The organism is Streptomyces purpurascens, assembly GCF_045040895.1.
Taxonomy (GTDB): Bacteria; Actinomycetota; Actinomycetes; order Streptomycetales; family Streptomycetaceae; genus Streptomyces; species Streptomyces purpurascens.
Genome location: NZ_CP108341.1, coordinates 5307296 through 5321264, shown reverse-complemented (window position 1 = coordinate 5321264; position 13969 = coordinate 5307296). Strand labels below are relative to the sequence as shown.

Here is a 13969-nt window from a genome sequence, read left to right as displayed (position 1 = left end):
TGCGTGAACCGATCGGGCCGCTCGGACCGATCTCTCGGTGAACGCGATGCACGGACCGTGCGTCCCCTGAATGTACGCACCCCACGACCCACACGAGGACTGAGAGCACCGGGATGGCAGACCAGACCCACGTTCTGTTCGTCGAGGACGACGACGTCATCCGCGAGGCCACGCAGCTCGCCCTGGAACGGGACGGCTTCGTGGTCACCGCGATGCCCGACGGACTGTCGGGCCTGGAGGCGTTCCGGACGGACCGCCCCGACATCGCGCTGCTGGACGTCATGGTTCCCGGCCTCGACGGGGTCAGCCTGTGCCGCCGCATCCGGGACGAGTCGACCGTGCCGGTCATCATGCTGTCGGCGCGGGCCGACTCCATCGACGTGGTGCTGGGCCTGGAGGCGGGTGCCGACGACTATGTGACCAAGCCGTTCGACGGGGCCGTGCTGGTCGCCCGGATCCGCGCGGTGCTGCGCCGCTTCGGGCACGCGGGCGGCGGCCGGGCCGAGGAGCCGGACTCCCCGGCGAACGGCGGGATGCTGGCCTTCGGGGATCTGGAGGTCGACACCGAGGGCATGGAGGTCCGCCGGGCCGGGCAGCCGGTGGCGCTGACACCGACCGAGATGCGGCTGCTGCTGGAGTTCTCCTCGGCGCCGGGCACGGTGCTCTCCCGCGACAAGCTGCTGGAGCGGGTGTGGGACTACGGCTGGGGCGGGGACACCCGCGTCGTCGACGTGCACGTGCAGCGGCTGCGCCAGAAGATCGGCCAGGACCGTATCGAGACGGTCCGTGGTTTCGGCTACAAGTTGAAGGCCTGAGCAGGGTATGAGGGGGCACTTCCGGCGCCTGGTCGCCACGGGCGTGGAACGCGCGGGGATCCGTACGGGCCTCAGATGGAAGCTGAGCGCGGCCATCGCGCTGGTCGGCGCGCTGGTGGCGATCGCGCTGAGCCTGGTCGTGCACAACGCCGCGCGGGTGTCGATGCTGGACAACGCGCGCGACCTCGCCGACGAGCGCATCATGATCGCCCAGCGCAACTTCGAGCTGTCCGGGCGGATGAACTTCCCCAACACCAAGATCGACGACCCGGATCTGCCGGAGGCGCTGCGGGACCGGGTCGAGGTGGGCCAGCGGGCGACCTACGTGGCGGACCGGCCGGGTGGCGCGCCGGACATATGGGCCGCCGTGCCGCTGAAGAACGGGCATGTGATGTCCCTGCACTCGGGCTTCACCGACCGCAGCTCGGACATCCTCCAGGATCTCGACCAGGCCCTGCTCATCGGGTCCATCGCCGTCGTCCTGGGCGGCAGCGCGCTCGGCGTGCTCATAGGCGGGCACCTGTCGCGGCGGCTGCGCAAGGCGGCCGTCGCGGCCCACCAGCTCGCGGGCGGCGAGACGGACGTGCGGGTGCGGGACGCCATGGGCGGGGTCGTCCGGGACGAGACCGACGACCTGGCGAGCGCGGTGGACGCCATGGCGGACACGCTGAGGCAGCGCATCGAGGCGGAGCGCCGGGTCACCGCCGACATCGCGCACGAGCTGCGCACGCCGGTGACCGGGCTGCTGACCGCGGCCGAGCTGCTGCCGCCGGGGCGCCCGACCGAGCTGGTGCTGGACCGGGCGAAGGCCATGCGCACGCTCGTGGAGGACGTACTGGAGGTGGCCCGGCTGGACGGGGCCTCCGAGCGGGCGGAGCTGCAGGACCTGATGCTGGGCGAGTTCGTCGCCCGGCGGGTGACGGCCAAGGACCCGGCCATCGAGGTGCGGGTCGTGCACGAGTCGGAGGTCACGACCGACCCGCGGCGCCTGGAGCGGGTTCTGTTCAATCTCCTGGCCAACGCGGCCCGGCACGGCAAGCCGCCCATCGAGGTCACGGTGGAGGGCCGGGTCATCCGGGTCCGCGACCACGGCCCGGGCTTCCCCGAGGACCTGCTCGCCGAGGGGCCGAGCCGCTTCCGCACCGGCAGCAAGGACCGGGCCGGCCACGGCCACGGCCTCGGCCTGACCATCGCGGCCGGACAGGCCCGGGTGCTGGGCGCCCGGCTGACCTTCCGCAACGTCCGCACGCCCGGGACACCGGAGCAGCTGCCGGCCGAGGGCGCGGTGGCGGTCCTGTGGCTGCCGGAGCACGCGCCGACGAACACGGGGAGTTATCCGATGCTGCCGGGGTCGGGGGCATGACGCGGCCCTGAGGGCGTACGGGCCCTGTGCGATCGGGCATGACGAAGGCCCCCGGGGCCGAAACCCCGGGGGCCTTCGTGCGGTCCGTCAGACGGACTCGGCCACCGGCGTCTGCGCGGCCGGGCTGTCCGCCGTGTCGTCGTCCGATGCCTTCGGTCCCGCTCCCTTCAGCGGTACCTCCGTCACGAACACGGCCGCCGCGAGTGCGACCACGGCCACCACCGCCCCGAGCAGGAACGCCGAGTGCGTGCCGGCCGAGACCGCGTGCTGGTAGGCCTCCCGGACCAGCACCGGCAACTTCTCCAGGCCCTTCGCGTCGATCTGCGCCGACTGCTCGGTCACCTTGGAGCCCAGCGCCCCGGCCCGCTCGGCCATGACGTCCTGGACCCGGCTGTTGAACAGCGCGCCCATGATCGCGACGCCGAAGGAGGAGCCGAGGGTGCGGAAGAGCGTGGTGGACGAGGACGCGACGCCCATGTCCTTCATCTCGACGCTGTTCTGCGCGACCAGCATGGTGATCTGCATCAGACAGCCCATGCCGAGCCCGACCACGGCCATGAAGACACCGGAGGTGAGGCGGGAGGTGCCCGTGTCCATCGTGGAGAGCAGGTAGAGCCCGACGATCATCAGGACGCTGCCGAGGATCGGGAAGATCTTGTACTTGCCGGTGTTCGTGGTGACCCGTCCGGCGACCATCGACGTGACGAGCATCGCGCCGAGCATCGGCAGGAGCAGCAGCCCGGAGTTCGTCGCGGAAGCACCCTGCACGGACTGCTGGTACAGCGGCAGGAAGAGCGTGGCCCCGAACATCACGAAGCCGGTGACGAAGCCGATGACCGACATCAGCGTGAAGTTGCGGCTGCGGAAGATGTGCAGCGGCACGATCGGCTCGGCGGCCTTCGTCTGCCAGAACACGAACCCGACGAGCGCGGCGACCCCGATGCCGATCAGCTCCATGATCCGCGCGGAGCTCCAGGCGTACTCCGTGCCGCCCCAGGTGGTGACGAGCACGATCGCGGTGATGCCGATGGTCAGCAGGGCGGCGCCCAGGTAGTCGATCCGCGCCTCGGACCGCTTCTTCGGCAGGTGCAGCACCACGCTGATGGCGGCCAGGGCCACCACGCCGAGCGGCAGGTTGATGTAGAACGCCCAGCGCCAGCCCCAGTTGTCGGTGATGGTGCCGCCGACCAGCGGACCGCCGATCATCGCCAGCGCCATGACGCCGGCCATCATGCCCTGGTACTTGCCGCGCTCCCGGGGCGGGATCAGATCACCGATGATCGCCATGACGCCGACCATCAGACCGCCGGCGCCGAGGCCCTGGACGGCACGGAAGCCGATCAGCTCGCCCATGTTCTGGGCCATGCCGCTGAGCGCCGAGCCGATCAGGAAGATGACGATGGACGTCATGAACGTGCCCTTGCGGCCGTACATGTCGCCGAGCTTGCCCCACAGCGGGGTGGAGGCCGCGGTCGCGAGCGTGTAGGCGGTGACGACCCAGGCGAGGTGTTCGAGCCCGCCCAGCTCACCGACGATCGTCGGCATCGCCGTACCGATGATCATGTTGTCGAGCATCGCGAGCATCATCGCGATCATCAGCGCGAGCAGGACGACCCGCACGCTCTTCGGCTGTTTCCCCCCGCTGCCGGCGCCGACCGCCGGTGTTTCCGTCGTGTCCGCCATCGCTTCCCACTCCCCCAGCTACCGCTACTTACTTGCCGACCGGCTAGTGACTACACTGGGAAGTTAGCTCCGGAACTAGCCGGGCGTCAAGTAAGTTTTATGGAAAGCGGGCGGCGTAGGAGGATGGGCGGCACCATGGACGGCACCAGGCAGCGGCGCCGCGGGAACACCCGCCAGCGCATCCAGGACGTGGCCCTCGGACTCTTCGCGGAGCAGGGCTACGAGAAGACGTCCCTGCGTGAGATCGCCGAGCGCCTGGACGTCACCAAGGCGGCGCTCTACTACCACTTCAAGACGAAGGAAGAGATCCTCGTCAGCATCTTCGAGGACCTCACCCAGCCGATCGACGAGCTGGTCGAGTGGGGCCGGCAGCAGCCGCACACCCTCGAGACCAAGCAGGAGATCGTCCGCCGTTACGCCGAGGCGCTGTCCCACGCGGCGCCGCTGTTCCGCTTCATGCACGAGAACCAGGCGACGGTACGGGAGCTGCGGATCGGCGACTCCTTCAAGGAGCGCATCCGCAGCCTGCGGGACACCATCATCGACCCGGACGCGGACCTGGTCGACCAGGTCCGCTGCGCCAGCGCGCTCTTCACGCTGCACGCCGGGATGTTCCTGCTCCAGGAAATGGAAGGCGACCCCGAGGAGAAGGACAAAGCCGTCCTCGAGGTCGCCACCGAGCTCGTGACCCGGGCCCACCGGGGAACCGGGGGCTCCTAGCGGGTCAGCGGGTCGTCAGACCGTCACGCCCTTGGCGCGCAGGAACTTCACCGGGTCGACCGCCGAGCCGTAGTTCGCGGTCGTACGGATCTCGAAGTGAAGGTGCGGACCGCTCGAGTTGCCGGTGTTGCCGGACTTGGCGATCTCCTGGCCGGTCTTGACTATCTGGCCGACGTTCACGGTGACCTTCGACAGGTGGGCGTACTGGGAGTACGTGCCGTTGCCGTGCTTGATCACGACGGCGTTGCCGTAGGCGGGGCCGTCGCCGGCGCCGTTGCCGCCAGCCTTGACCACGGTGCCGCCGTGGGCGGCGACGACCTGGGTGCCGCTCGGCACGGCGAAGTCCTGACCACTGTGCTTGTGCGCCCACATGCCGCCGTTCTGGGCGAAGCTCGCGGAGAGCTTGTACTTCTTCACCGGGTCGACCCAGGACGGCTTGGCCTTCTTGGCGGCGGCCTTCTTGGCAGCGGCCTGCTTCTCGGCCGCCTTCTTCGCGGCGGCGACCTTGGCGGCCTTCTCGGCCTTCACGGCCTCGGCCTTGGCGTGCTTGGCCTGGGCGGCGGCCTGCGCCTGGACGGCACTGGCGGCGCCGGACGCGGACGTGGTGTCGGCGGCGGACGCGACCCCGGCTCCCAGTGCGACCGAGACGCCAAGGCCGGCGGCCAGCACGGTCGCACGGGTGCGGAGCTGGGACGTACGGGAAGAACGGGACGTGACGCGCTGGGACATCGAAACCTCGTGTGGAAGGGGACGGAGAAACCACCCGGCGCACAGACGCTCGCCGAATGGCCATCCCTTGGTAACCCGAAGTCCGACAAACCCCAAAAAGCGTGATCTACGACGTAAGTTAGTAATTTGGTTCAGTGTTCTACGTCTCTTGACACAGCAGTCATACGGGGCGAATCGCGCACTGCACCGCACTTTCCCCCACTCTGCGCGGCAAGAATCCCTTTCCTCCCGGTCCGTTAGCCACTATTCCACCTAGTAACGGACATATCGCCTGTGCGCCATGTCACCGGAGGCCCTCTTCAGCCATTCCGGAAATGTGGCGCACGCCTCTAGGCACCTACCGTTCGGTAACCTTACGGTTCCCCTCGCGCCACCCTCGCCCACGAACATGCACACGACATGTTGCAGCGTCACGGACGTGAGAGGACCCCCACGACATGCAGACCCGACGCCCCTGGTTGCGCCGCGCAGCAGTGACCGCCGTATCGGCGGCAGCCCTCGTGGCGATGGCCGCACCGGCCGACGCCACGACCGCCACCCGTGCCTCCACGACCGCCACCGCCGCCGCCACGGCCGCCGCGGCGGACGTCGACTACACCACCTGGCAGAAGGACTGCCAGGCGGTGATGGACCAGGCGCTGCCCTATCTGAAGCAGCGGATCGCGGCCACCAAGCCGGGTGAGAAGCAGGCGATCGTCTTCGACATCGACAACACGACGCTGGAGACCGACTTCGGCTTCAGTTACCCGCAGCCGGCCAACAAGCCGGTCCTGGAGGCCGCCAGATACGCCCAGGAGCACGGCGTCGCCCTGTTCTTCGTGACCGCCCGCCCGGACATCATCTCCTCGTTCACCGAGTACAACCTCAAGCAGACCGGTTACCGGGTCTCCGGCCTCTACGTCCGGAACTTCATCGACCTCTTCAAGAACGTCGCCGAGTACAAGACGGCCCAGCGCGTCGACATCGAGAAGAAGGGCTACACGATCATCGCGAACATCGGCAACAGCGCCACCGATCTCTCGGGCGGCCATGCCGAGAAGACGTACAAGCTGCCGGATTACGACGGGCAGCTGTCGTAAAGCCGCAGGGCATGCGAAAGGGGCCGGTGCTTTTCAGCACCGGCCCCTTTCACTCAGCCGTGACGCTTACGCGTCCTTGCTCAGGTTCGGCCCGGTTCCACCGGCCGCCTGCTCGATCGGCGGGACGTCCGGGAGGGCCGCCTTCTCCTCACCCCGGAAGGTGAAGGTCTTGGCCTCGCCCTCGCCCTCGGTGTCCACGACCACGATGTGACCGGGACGCAGCTCGCCGAAGAGGATCTTCTCCGACAGCGAGTCCTCGATCTCGCGCTGGATGGTGCGACGCAGCGGACGCGCACCCAGCACCGGGTCGTAGCCCCTCTGGGACAGCAGCTCCTTGGCGGACTGGGAGAGCTCGATGCCCATGTCCCGGTCCTTCAGGCGCTCGTCCACCTTGCCGATCATCAGGTCGACGATCTTGAGGATGTCGTCCTGGGTCAGCTGCGGGAAGACGACCACGTCGTCGACGCGGTTGAGGAACTCGGGCCGGAAGTGCTGCTTGAGCTCGTCCGACACCTTGTTCTTCATGCGCTCGTAGTTGGACTTCGTGTCACCCGAGGCCGCGAAGCCCAGGTTGAAGCCCTTGGAGATGTCCCGGGTGCCGAGGTTGGTCGTCATGATGATGACCGTGTTCTTGAAGTCCACGACCCGGCCCTGGGAGTCGGTCAGGCGACCGTCCTCCAGGATCTGCAGCAGCGAGTTGAAGATGTCCGGGTGGGCCTTCTCGACCTCGTCGAAGAGGACGACGGAGAACGGCTTGCGGCGGACCTTCTCGGTCAGCTGGCCGCCCTCCTCGTAGCCCACGTAACCGGGGGGCGAACCGAAGAGACGCGACACCGTGTGCTTCTCGCTGAACTCCGACATGTCGAGGGAGATCAGCGCGTCCTCGTCGCCGAAGAGGAACTCGGCGAGCGCCTTGGACAGCTCGGTCTTACCGACACCGGACGGGCCGGCGAAGATGAACGAGCCACCGGGACGCTTCGGGTCCTTCAGACCGGCACGCGTACGGCGGATCGCCTTCGACAGCGCCTTGACGGCGTCGACCTGGCCGATGACCCGCTTGTGGAGCTCGTCCTCCATGCGCAGCAGACGCGAGGACTCCTCCTCGGTCAGCTTGAAGACCGGGATGCCGGTGGCGGTCGCGAGGACCTCGGCGATCAGCTCGCCGTCGACCTCGGCCACGACGTCCATGTCGCCGGCCTTCCACTCCTTCTCCCGCTTGGCCTTGGCGGCCAGGAGCTGCTTCTCCTTGTCGCGGAGGGAGGCGGCCTTCTCGAAGTCCTGCGAGTCGATCGCGGACTCCTTGTCCCGGCGGACACCGGCGATCTTCTCGTCGAACTCGCGGAGGTCCGGCGGCGCGGTCATCCGGCGGATGCGCATCCGGGAACCGGCCTCGTCGATCAGGTCGATCGCCTTGTCCGGCAGGAAGCGGTCCGAGATGTACCGGTCGGCCAGCGTGGCGGCCTGGACCAGCGCCTCGTCGGTGATCGAGACGCGGTGGTGGGCCTCGTACCGGTCACGGAGACCCTTGAGGATCTCGATCGTGTGCGGCAGGGACGGCTCCGCGACCTGGATGGGCTGGAAGCGGCGCTCGAGGGCCGCGTCCTTCTCCAGGTGCTTGCGGTACTCGTCCAGCGTGGTGGCACCGATGGTCTGCAGCTCACCGCGGGCCAGCATCGGCTTCAGGATGGAGGCCGCGTCGATGGCGCCCTCGGCGGCACCCGCACCGACCAGCGTGTGGAGCTCGTCGATGAACAGGATGATGTCGCCGCGGGTGCGGATCTCCTTGAGCACCTTCTTCAGGCGCTCCTCGAAGTCACCGCGGTAGCGGGAGCCGGCGACCAGCGCGCCGAGGTCCAGGGTGTAGAGGTGCTTGTCCTTGAGGGTCTCGGGCACCTCGCCCTTGACGATGGCCTGAGCGAGGCCCTCCACGACGGCGGTCTTGCCGACGCCGGGCTCACCGATCAGGACCGGGTTGTTCTTCGTACGGCGGGACAGCACCTGCATGACCCGCTCGATCTCCTTCTCGCGCCCGATGACCGGGTCGAGCTTGGACTCACGAGCGGCCTGGGTGAGGTTCCGGCCGAACTGGTCGAGGACCAGGGACGTCGAGGGGGTGCCCTCGGCAGGCCCGCCGGCGGTGGCGGTCTCCTTGCCCTGGTAACCGGAGAGCAGCTGGATGACCTGCTGCCGCACCCGGTTGAGATCTGCGCCCAGCTTGACGAGGACCTGGGCGGCGACGCCCTCGCCCTCGCGGATCAGGCCGAGCAGGATGTGCTCCGTGCCGATGTAGTTGTGGCCCAGCTGAAGGGCCTCGCGGAGCGACAGCTCCAGGACCTTCTTGGCACGGGGGGTGAAGGGGATGTGCCCGGACGGGGCCTGCTGCCCCTGCCCGATGATCTCCTCCACCTGCTGGCGGACCGCCTCGAGCGAAATCCCGAGGCTCTCAAGGGCCTTGGCGGCGACACCTTCACCCTCGTGGATCAGGCCCAGGAGGATGTGCTCAGTGCCGATGTAGTTGTGGTTGAGCATCCGGGCTTCTTCCTGAGCCAGGACGACAACCCGCCGCGCGCGGTCGGTGAACCTCTCGAACATCGTTAATCGCTCCTCAGAGCGGTCAGGCAGTGGGGGGAACTTCCCCTCCCTGTCCTTCCGCAGCTTAGTCCCGCAAGCGGGGACCGCTCATTCCAACTGCCGACACCGTCGATGGCCTCCTGACCCCGAACGCCGACATCTGCTCCAACCCGATGGTGCGAGACGATGTTCCCGCAGGCCAGGCAGTTACCCCCATCGCCAGTACGCCGATGGCGAACGTGAGACGGCCTTTCCTGCGTGTCGCCCCCTCCCACTAGGGATGTCTTACCCGTAGAGCCCGGAAGTCCATGCCGGGTGCCCCGGTTCCCTCCGCTACGGGCGAACAACCTTGCGCCTCCCGGCTCCCCCCGCGCGCCCCCATTTCGCCACTCTGTGCGCTCGCACTGACACCCAGCGTAACTCGCACGTCCTTCCGGCGGTTGCACTTGGCATGTTCGGCGCCCCGCACCCCGTGACCGCGTCCGCGTCCCCGCTCGTGCCGCTCCCCCGCCGGCCGCTCGACGAGAGCTGTCGGGTCCGGCGGTGGTACGAGAGGGAACTGGGCTGGCCGACGGTGCCCGGGGATCCGGTGCGGCTGGCGGTGGGCGTTCGCTTCGACGTCCTGGACGTGCCGGCCGAGGCGGGACACGCGGCGCTGCGGCACCTGGGGCCGGGTTCTCCCGTGGCCGTACGGGGCGGCCGTATGCGGCTGCTGGTGGCCGCGGGCAGCGCGGAGGAGTTGCCCGGGCTGCTGGAGTGGCTGGAGTGGGGAACGCTGGCGCTCGACCTGATCGCGATCGGCGCGGGCGGCTTCATGGAGGCGCCGGTGCCGGGCCTGGTGGACGGGGTGGGCCGGCTGGTGCCCCGTGAGAACGCGCTGCTGCCCGGCCAGAGGGCCGGGCTTGTGCCTCCTGGGGCGGCTGTGACGCTGCCGCCCTTGGCCGGGCCGTTCACCGGCCGGCCGTTCGCCCTGGGCCCGGTCGGTTCCCAGGGGGCCGCCGTGTGGCTGCGGCCCCCCGAGCCGGGATGCGAGGTCGAGGCCTCGCTGCCGACGCTGTCGGCCTTGGGGGGCGGTGGAAACGCCCCCGATCTCGTACGGCTGGTGGACACGGTGGCCACGCACTGCCACCGGGTCCGGCTGCGACGCGCGTGCGCCCAGCCGCCGGCCTTGCGTACGCAAGGTCAGTAGTGCCGCTGTTCAGCCGTTGGCCTTCTCGTAGGCCTCGCGGATGGTCGCGGGGACACGGCCGCGGTCGTTGACCTCGTAGCCGTTCTCCTTCGCCCAGGCGCGGATCGCCGCGGTGTCCTGGCTGCCGCTCGAAGCCGCGCGCGCCTTTCCGCGCCCGCCCGAAGCGCGGCCTCCGGTACGACGACCGCCCTTCACGTAAGGCTCGAGAAGGCCACGGAGCTTGTCCGCATTGGCGGTGGTGAGATCGATCTCGTACGTCTTGCCGTCCAGCGCAAACGTCACGGTCTCGTCCGCCTCGCCACCGTCGAGGTCGTCGACAAGAAGGACCTGAACCTTCTGTGCCACCGGATTTCCTTTCATCGATATCTTCAGGGCCGGGGAGTGTGCCGGCGTCCGCCGTATCGCCGTCCCCTGTTATATGCAGTACTGCAGTACGTCGGAAAGCAAACCGCTTTTGCCGGAAAAACACAAACCCTCGGCAGAGACCGGGAGCCCTGGCTCCGTCCGGAAACGTGCGCGTTTCGGACATAGGGCACCGGGGCAGGTGTCGATCCGCAATCGCCGACGATCACAGATGCAGAAGCATCCGGCTGTTGCCCAAGGTGTTCGGTTTCACTCGTTCGAGACCGAGGAACTCCGCGACACCCTCGTCATAGGAACGCAGCAGCTCCGCGTAGACATCCGTGTCGACCGGCGTCTCGCCGATCTCCACGAAGCCGTGCTTGACGAAGAAGTCGACTTCGAAGGTCAGACAGAAAACGCGACGAACGCCGAGCCAGCGGGCGGTGTGCAGCAACTTCTCCAGCAACTGGTGTCCGACGCCCGCGCCCTTGAGGCCGGGCTTCACCGCGAGAGTGCGGACTTCCGCGAGGTCTTCCCACATCACGTGCAGGGCACCACAGCCGACGACCTCCGCGTTGTCGTCCCGTTCCGCGACCCAGAACTCCTGGATGTCCTCGTAAAGCGTCACCGTTGCTTTGTCGAGCAGGTTGCCGCCGCGGACGTAGGCGTCAAGGAGACGGCGCACCGCCGGGACATCGCTGGTGCGGGCCCGTCGGACGGTGATGGCTTTTGCGGTGGCTTCGGGGCTCTTCGCGGACATGGGCGGACGCTATCGCCCGTCGCGGTCCTGAGCGGAGGCGGGGTTCTCTGGGGCGGGGTTCTCGGGGGCCGGAGTCGAATCAGACGCTTCGGTCGGTTCCTGGGTTTCCGGGACCTGGGCGATGCGTACGGCATCACGGAGAGCCTGTCGCTGTTCCTCGCTCATCATGCCGAAGAAGGCGACGAGAGCGGCGGCGGGGTTGTCGCTCTGCGACCAGGCGTCGTTCATCAGGGCTGCGGCGTAGGCGGCACGTGTCGAGACCGCCTCATATCGATAGGCGCGGCCTTCCGCCTCGCGGCGCACCCAGCCCTTCTGATGGAGATTGTCCAAAACGGTCATCACGGTGGTGTACGCGATGGACCGCTCCTTCTGAAGATCTTCCAGGACTTCTCGAACGGTCACAGGGCGGTTCCACTTCCACACCCGCGACATGACCGCGTCTTCGAGTTCTCCCAATGGGCGAGGCACAGCTCAGAACAATAGTGGGAGATCTCGGTAATGGCGTGGCGGACGTGCGCTTCAGCGGCGAACAGGAACAAAAAGGGCGTACGACTCGTAGGTGCGGGCCTCGCGGTGGGCGGGCCGCGCCGAGTCGTACGCCGTCGGCGGGGTGAGGCGGGGGTGGGGTGCGGTCAGGCCTTCGGGGTGCTCGCGGAGGACTGGCGGGCGCCCTCCACGCGCGCGAGGGCGGCGTCCACGGCCGCGTCCTCCTTGGCCTTGTTGGCGCCGCCCTGTGTCTTCACGATCACCCGGATCACGCCGATGAAGAAGACGGCCATGACGACCGGGGGCAGGAGCGCGGAGACATAGTCCATGGATCCAGAGTAGCCACGTCAGCCCGCGGCGAGCTGCTGGGGGTTCGCGGGGGGCGGCGGGGTGGGCTTGCGGCGCGGGAAGACCTCGCCCGGGGTGGGGATCGGGCGACGGCTGGGCTTCGGGGTGCCCGGGGCGGGAGCGGGGGTCGGAGCCGGGGCGGGCTTGGGGGCCGGCTTCGGGGCCGGTGGCTTGCGGGCGGGCTTCTTCTCGGGCGGCTGTCCGGGGGTGTCCTTGGCGGAGTCCGCCGGGGTGGAGAGGCCTCCCGCCAGGGCCAGCAGGCGGGTGCGGGCGGCGGGGACGGTGGGGGTGGCGGGGGTGGCGGGGGTGGCGGGGGTGGCGGGATCGGTGGGAGCGGCGGGGGTCATCCGGGTGACCGGGTGGGTGGTTCGGGAGTGCTGCCGCGCGTGGGCGCGTACGTGCTGCTCGGCGAGCAGGCGGCAGCGGTCCAGGAGGGCTGCGGCGGTGGGGTTGCCGCGCAGGGCGCGGAGGGCGGTGAGGTCGTGGGGGTGGGGGCGGTATCCGGCGCCCAGGGCCTCGTCCAGGAGGGTGAGGTACCCGGCGGCGGTGCCGGGCAGGGCGGCGCGGTACCGGCCGAGATCGGCCACGAGGAAGGCACGGAGCCTGACTCCCTCCCGCGTCGCCTCGTCGAGCGACTCTGCTAGGCGGAGGCAGTCCTGGACGTCGTCGGACGAGGCGGAGGTGGGGTGGAGGGCGAGGGCGAGAGCGCGGCGGAGCACACGCAGCTCCTCCACGCCGAACGCCATGCCGCCGCGGGATCCGTATGGCGTGGGCATGTGGCGACGATACGCGCTAATCAGACAAATTACGCATAGGGGGTGGGTGTGGCGTGGGGGACCACTCGGGTGCGCGTCGCGCCTTTCGCCGGGTGGTGGGTCGGGGACGTGTCGGGGGGTGTCCGTCCTCGGAACGGCGCGATGGGGTGAGAGACCGACTGACTGGCGTTGACGCGCCAACCGCTGCGGGCGGGCACCCCCCGACACGTCCCCTTCTCGCCGTACGCGGGTGCGGGTGCGTCGTGGCTGTCCTGGCTGCGGACCCACCCGGCCTCAGCGACGACGCCGGTGCCTGCTCACATGCGCGACACGTTCCGCTCGTACACCAGACGCAAGCCGATCAGCGTCAGCCATGGCTCGTGCTCGTCTATGACCGACGACTCGCCCAGGACCATCGGCGCGAGGCCGCCGGTTGCGATCACGGTGACGTCCTCCGGGTCCTCCGACAGTTCGCGCGCCATGCGGTTGACGACGCCGTCGACCTGGCCGGCGAAGCCGTAGATGACGCCCGACTGCATCGCCTCGACCGTGTTCTTGCCGATGACGCTGCGGGGCCGGGCCACCTCGATCTTGCGGAGCTGGGCGCCGCGGACGCCGAGGGCCTCGACGGAGATCTCGATGCCGGGCGAGATGACCCCGCCGACGTACTCGCCGCGCGCGCTGATCGCGTCGAACGTCGTCGCCGTGCCGAAGTCGACGACGATGGCGGGACCGCCGTAGAGCTCGACCGCCGCGACCGCGTTGATGATGCGGTCGGCTCCGACCTCCTTGGGGTTGTCCATGAGGATCGGGACGCCCGTCTTGACGCCCGGTTCGACGAGGATGGCGGGTACGTCGCCGTAGTAGCGGCGGGTCACCTCGCGGAGTTCGTGCAGGACCGAGGGGACGGTCGCGCAGATGGCGATGCCGTCGATGCCGTCGCCCAGTTCGTCGCCGAGGAGCGGGTGCATGCCCATCAGGCCCTGGAGGAGGACCGCCAGCTCGTCGGCGGTGCGGCGCGCGTCCGTGGAGATGCGCCAGTGTTCGACGATGTCTTCGCCGTCGAACAGGCCCAGGACGGTGTGGGTGTTTCCTACGTCGATCGTCAGCAGCATGACCCGTACCCGCC

General features: G+C 69.0%; 14 protein-coding genes. 5 read left to right on the top strand and 9 right to left on the bottom strand.

Translation table 11 applies throughout. From position 1 onward, the window contains the following. Positions 1–113 precede the first annotated feature (113 nt). Positions 114–815: a two-component system response regulator CseB gene (gene cseB / locus OHU35_RS24275; RefSeq protein ID WP_189725885.1), complete on the top strand. Its 702-nt coding sequence runs from the start codon at positions 114–116 to the stop codon at positions 813–815. A gap of 7 nt (positions 816–822) precedes the next feature. Further along, the gene (gene cseC, locus OHU35_RS24270; protein WP_189725884.1) at positions 823–2178 is read left to right on the top strand and encodes a two-component system sensor histidine kinase CseC; all 1356 of its coding nucleotides are present in this window, start codon (positions 823–825) and stop codon (positions 2176–2178) included. 87 nt (positions 2179–2265) lie between these two features. Here the strand turns inward: cseC and OHU35_RS24265 are convergent, their stop codons facing one another. Beyond that, positions 2266–3861, bottom strand: a complete 1596-nt coding sequence (locus OHU35_RS24265) for an MDR family MFS transporter (RefSeq protein ID WP_405506830.1) — start codon at positions 3859–3861, stop codon at positions 2266–2268. Between the two features lie 123 nt (positions 3862–3984). Between OHU35_RS24265 and OHU35_RS24260 the strand changes: the two genes are divergently transcribed. Further along, positions 3985–4581: a TetR/AcrR family transcriptional regulator gene (locus OHU35_RS24260; RefSeq protein ID WP_359890421.1), complete on the top strand. Its 597-nt coding sequence runs from the start codon at positions 3985–3987 to the stop codon at positions 4579–4581. Positions 4582–4596: 15 nt separating this feature from the next. On the opposite strand, the gene OHU35_RS24255 is transcribed toward OHU35_RS24260, so the two are convergent. After that, positions 4597–5310, bottom strand: a complete 714-nt coding sequence (locus tag OHU35_RS24255) for a M23 family metallopeptidase (protein ID WP_189725881.1) — start codon at positions 5308–5310, stop codon at positions 4597–4599. Between the two features lie 437 nt (positions 5311–5747). On the opposite strand from OHU35_RS24255, the gene OHU35_RS24250 reads away from it, so the two are divergent. Further along, positions 5748–6389, top strand: coding sequence for an HAD family acid phosphatase (locus OHU35_RS24250; protein ID WP_189725880.1), 642 nt, complete (start codon positions 5748–5750; stop codon positions 6387–6389). Between the two features lie 66 nt (positions 6390–6455). On the opposite strand, the gene OHU35_RS24245 is transcribed toward OHU35_RS24250, so the two are convergent. Beyond that, positions 6456–8981: an ATP-dependent Clp protease ATP-binding subunit gene (locus tag OHU35_RS24245; protein WP_189725879.1), complete on the bottom strand. Its 2526-nt coding sequence runs from the start codon at positions 8979–8981 to the stop codon at positions 6456–6458. 430 nt (positions 8982–9411) lie between these two features. Between OHU35_RS24245 and OHU35_RS24240 the strand changes: the two genes are divergently transcribed. After that, positions 9412–10149: an SCO3374 family protein gene (locus OHU35_RS24240; RefSeq protein ID WP_359890427.1), complete on the top strand. Its 738-nt coding sequence runs from the start codon at positions 9412–9414 to the stop codon at positions 10147–10149. A gap of 9 nt (positions 10150–10158) precedes the next feature. Here the strand turns inward: OHU35_RS24240 and OHU35_RS24235 are convergent, their stop codons facing one another. From OHU35_RS24235 to OHU35_RS24210, 6 genes are all read right to left on the bottom strand, one after another. Then, positions 10159–10494: an Lsr2 family protein gene (locus OHU35_RS24235; protein WP_010048839.1), complete on the bottom strand. Its 336-nt coding sequence runs from the start codon at positions 10492–10494 to the stop codon at positions 10159–10161. 223 nt (positions 10495–10717) lie between these two features. After that, on the bottom strand, positions 10718–11251 hold the full coding sequence (locus OHU35_RS24230; RefSeq protein ID WP_189725877.1) for an amino-acid N-acetyltransferase: 534 nt from the start codon (positions 11249–11251) through the stop codon (positions 10718–10720). Positions 11252–11260: 9 nt separating this feature from the next. Continuing rightward, positions 11261–11683: a BlaI/MecI/CopY family transcriptional regulator gene (locus OHU35_RS24225; protein ID WP_229873089.1), complete on the bottom strand. Its 423-nt coding sequence runs from the start codon at positions 11681–11683 to the stop codon at positions 11261–11263. A gap of 200 nt (positions 11684–11883) precedes the next feature. Continuing rightward, positions 11884–12066, bottom strand: a complete 183-nt coding sequence (locus OHU35_RS24220; RefSeq protein WP_184594804.1) for a hypothetical protein — start codon at positions 12064–12066, stop codon at positions 11884–11886. Between the two features lie 18 nt (positions 12067–12084). After that, positions 12085–12831: a hypothetical protein gene (locus OHU35_RS24215; protein WP_405509317.1), complete on the bottom strand. Its 747-nt coding sequence runs from the start codon at positions 12829–12831 to the stop codon at positions 12085–12087. A 326-nt stretch (positions 12832–13157) separates the two neighbouring features. Then, entirely contained in the window at positions 13158–13955 is a 798-nt protein-coding gene (locus tag OHU35_RS24210) for a type III pantothenate kinase (RefSeq protein WP_184594802.1), read from the bottom strand. Positions 13956–13969 lie beyond the last annotated feature (14 nt).

Coding starts and splice junctions, on each gene's coding strand:
- OHU35_RS24245 (WP_189725879.1), bottom strand. CDS start 8,981: ATGTTCGAGAGGTTCACCGACCGCGCGCGGCGGGTTGTCGTCCTGGCT.
- OHU35_RS24230 (WP_189725877.1), bottom strand. CDS start 11,251: ATGTCCGCGAAGAGCCCCGAAGCCACCGCAAAAGCCATCACCGTCCGA.
- OHU35_RS24250 (WP_189725880.1), top strand. CDS start 5,748: ATGCAGACCCGACGCCCCTGGTTGCGCCGCGCAGCAGTGACCGCCGTA.
- cseC (WP_189725884.1), top strand. CDS start 823: ATGAGGGGGCACTTCCGGCGCCTGGTCGCCACGGGCGTGGAACGCGCG.
- cseB (WP_189725885.1), top strand. CDS start 114: ATGGCAGACCAGACCCACGTTCTGTTCGTCGAGGACGACGACGTCATC.
- OHU35_RS24260 (WP_359890421.1), top strand. CDS start 3,985: ATGGGCGGCACCATGGACGGCACCAGGCAGCGGCGCCGCGGGAACACC.
- OHU35_RS24220 (WP_184594804.1), bottom strand. CDS start 12,066: ATGGACTATGTCTCCGCGCTCCTGCCCCCGGTCGTCATGGCCGTCTTC.
- OHU35_RS24225 (WP_229873089.1), bottom strand. CDS start 11,683: ATGTCGCGGGTGTGGAAGTGGAACCGCCCTGTGACCGTTCGAGAAGTC.
- OHU35_RS24210 (WP_184594802.1), bottom strand. CDS start 13,955: ATGCTGCTGACGATCGACGTAGGAAACACCCACACCGTCCTGGGCCTG.
- OHU35_RS24240 (WP_359890427.1), top strand. CDS start 9,412: ATGTTCGGCGCCCCGCACCCCGTGACCGCGTCCGCGTCCCCGCTCGTG.
- OHU35_RS24255 (WP_189725881.1), bottom strand. CDS start 5,310: ATGTCCCAGCGCGTCACGTCCCGTTCTTCCCGTACGTCCCAGCTCCGC.
- OHU35_RS24265 (WP_405506830.1), bottom strand. CDS start 3,861: ATGGCGGACACGACGGAAACACCGGCGGTCGGCGCCGGCAGCGGGGGG.
- OHU35_RS24215 (WP_405509317.1), bottom strand. CDS start 12,831: ATGGCGTTCGGCGTGGAGGAGCTGCGTGTGCTCCGCCGCGCTCTCGCC.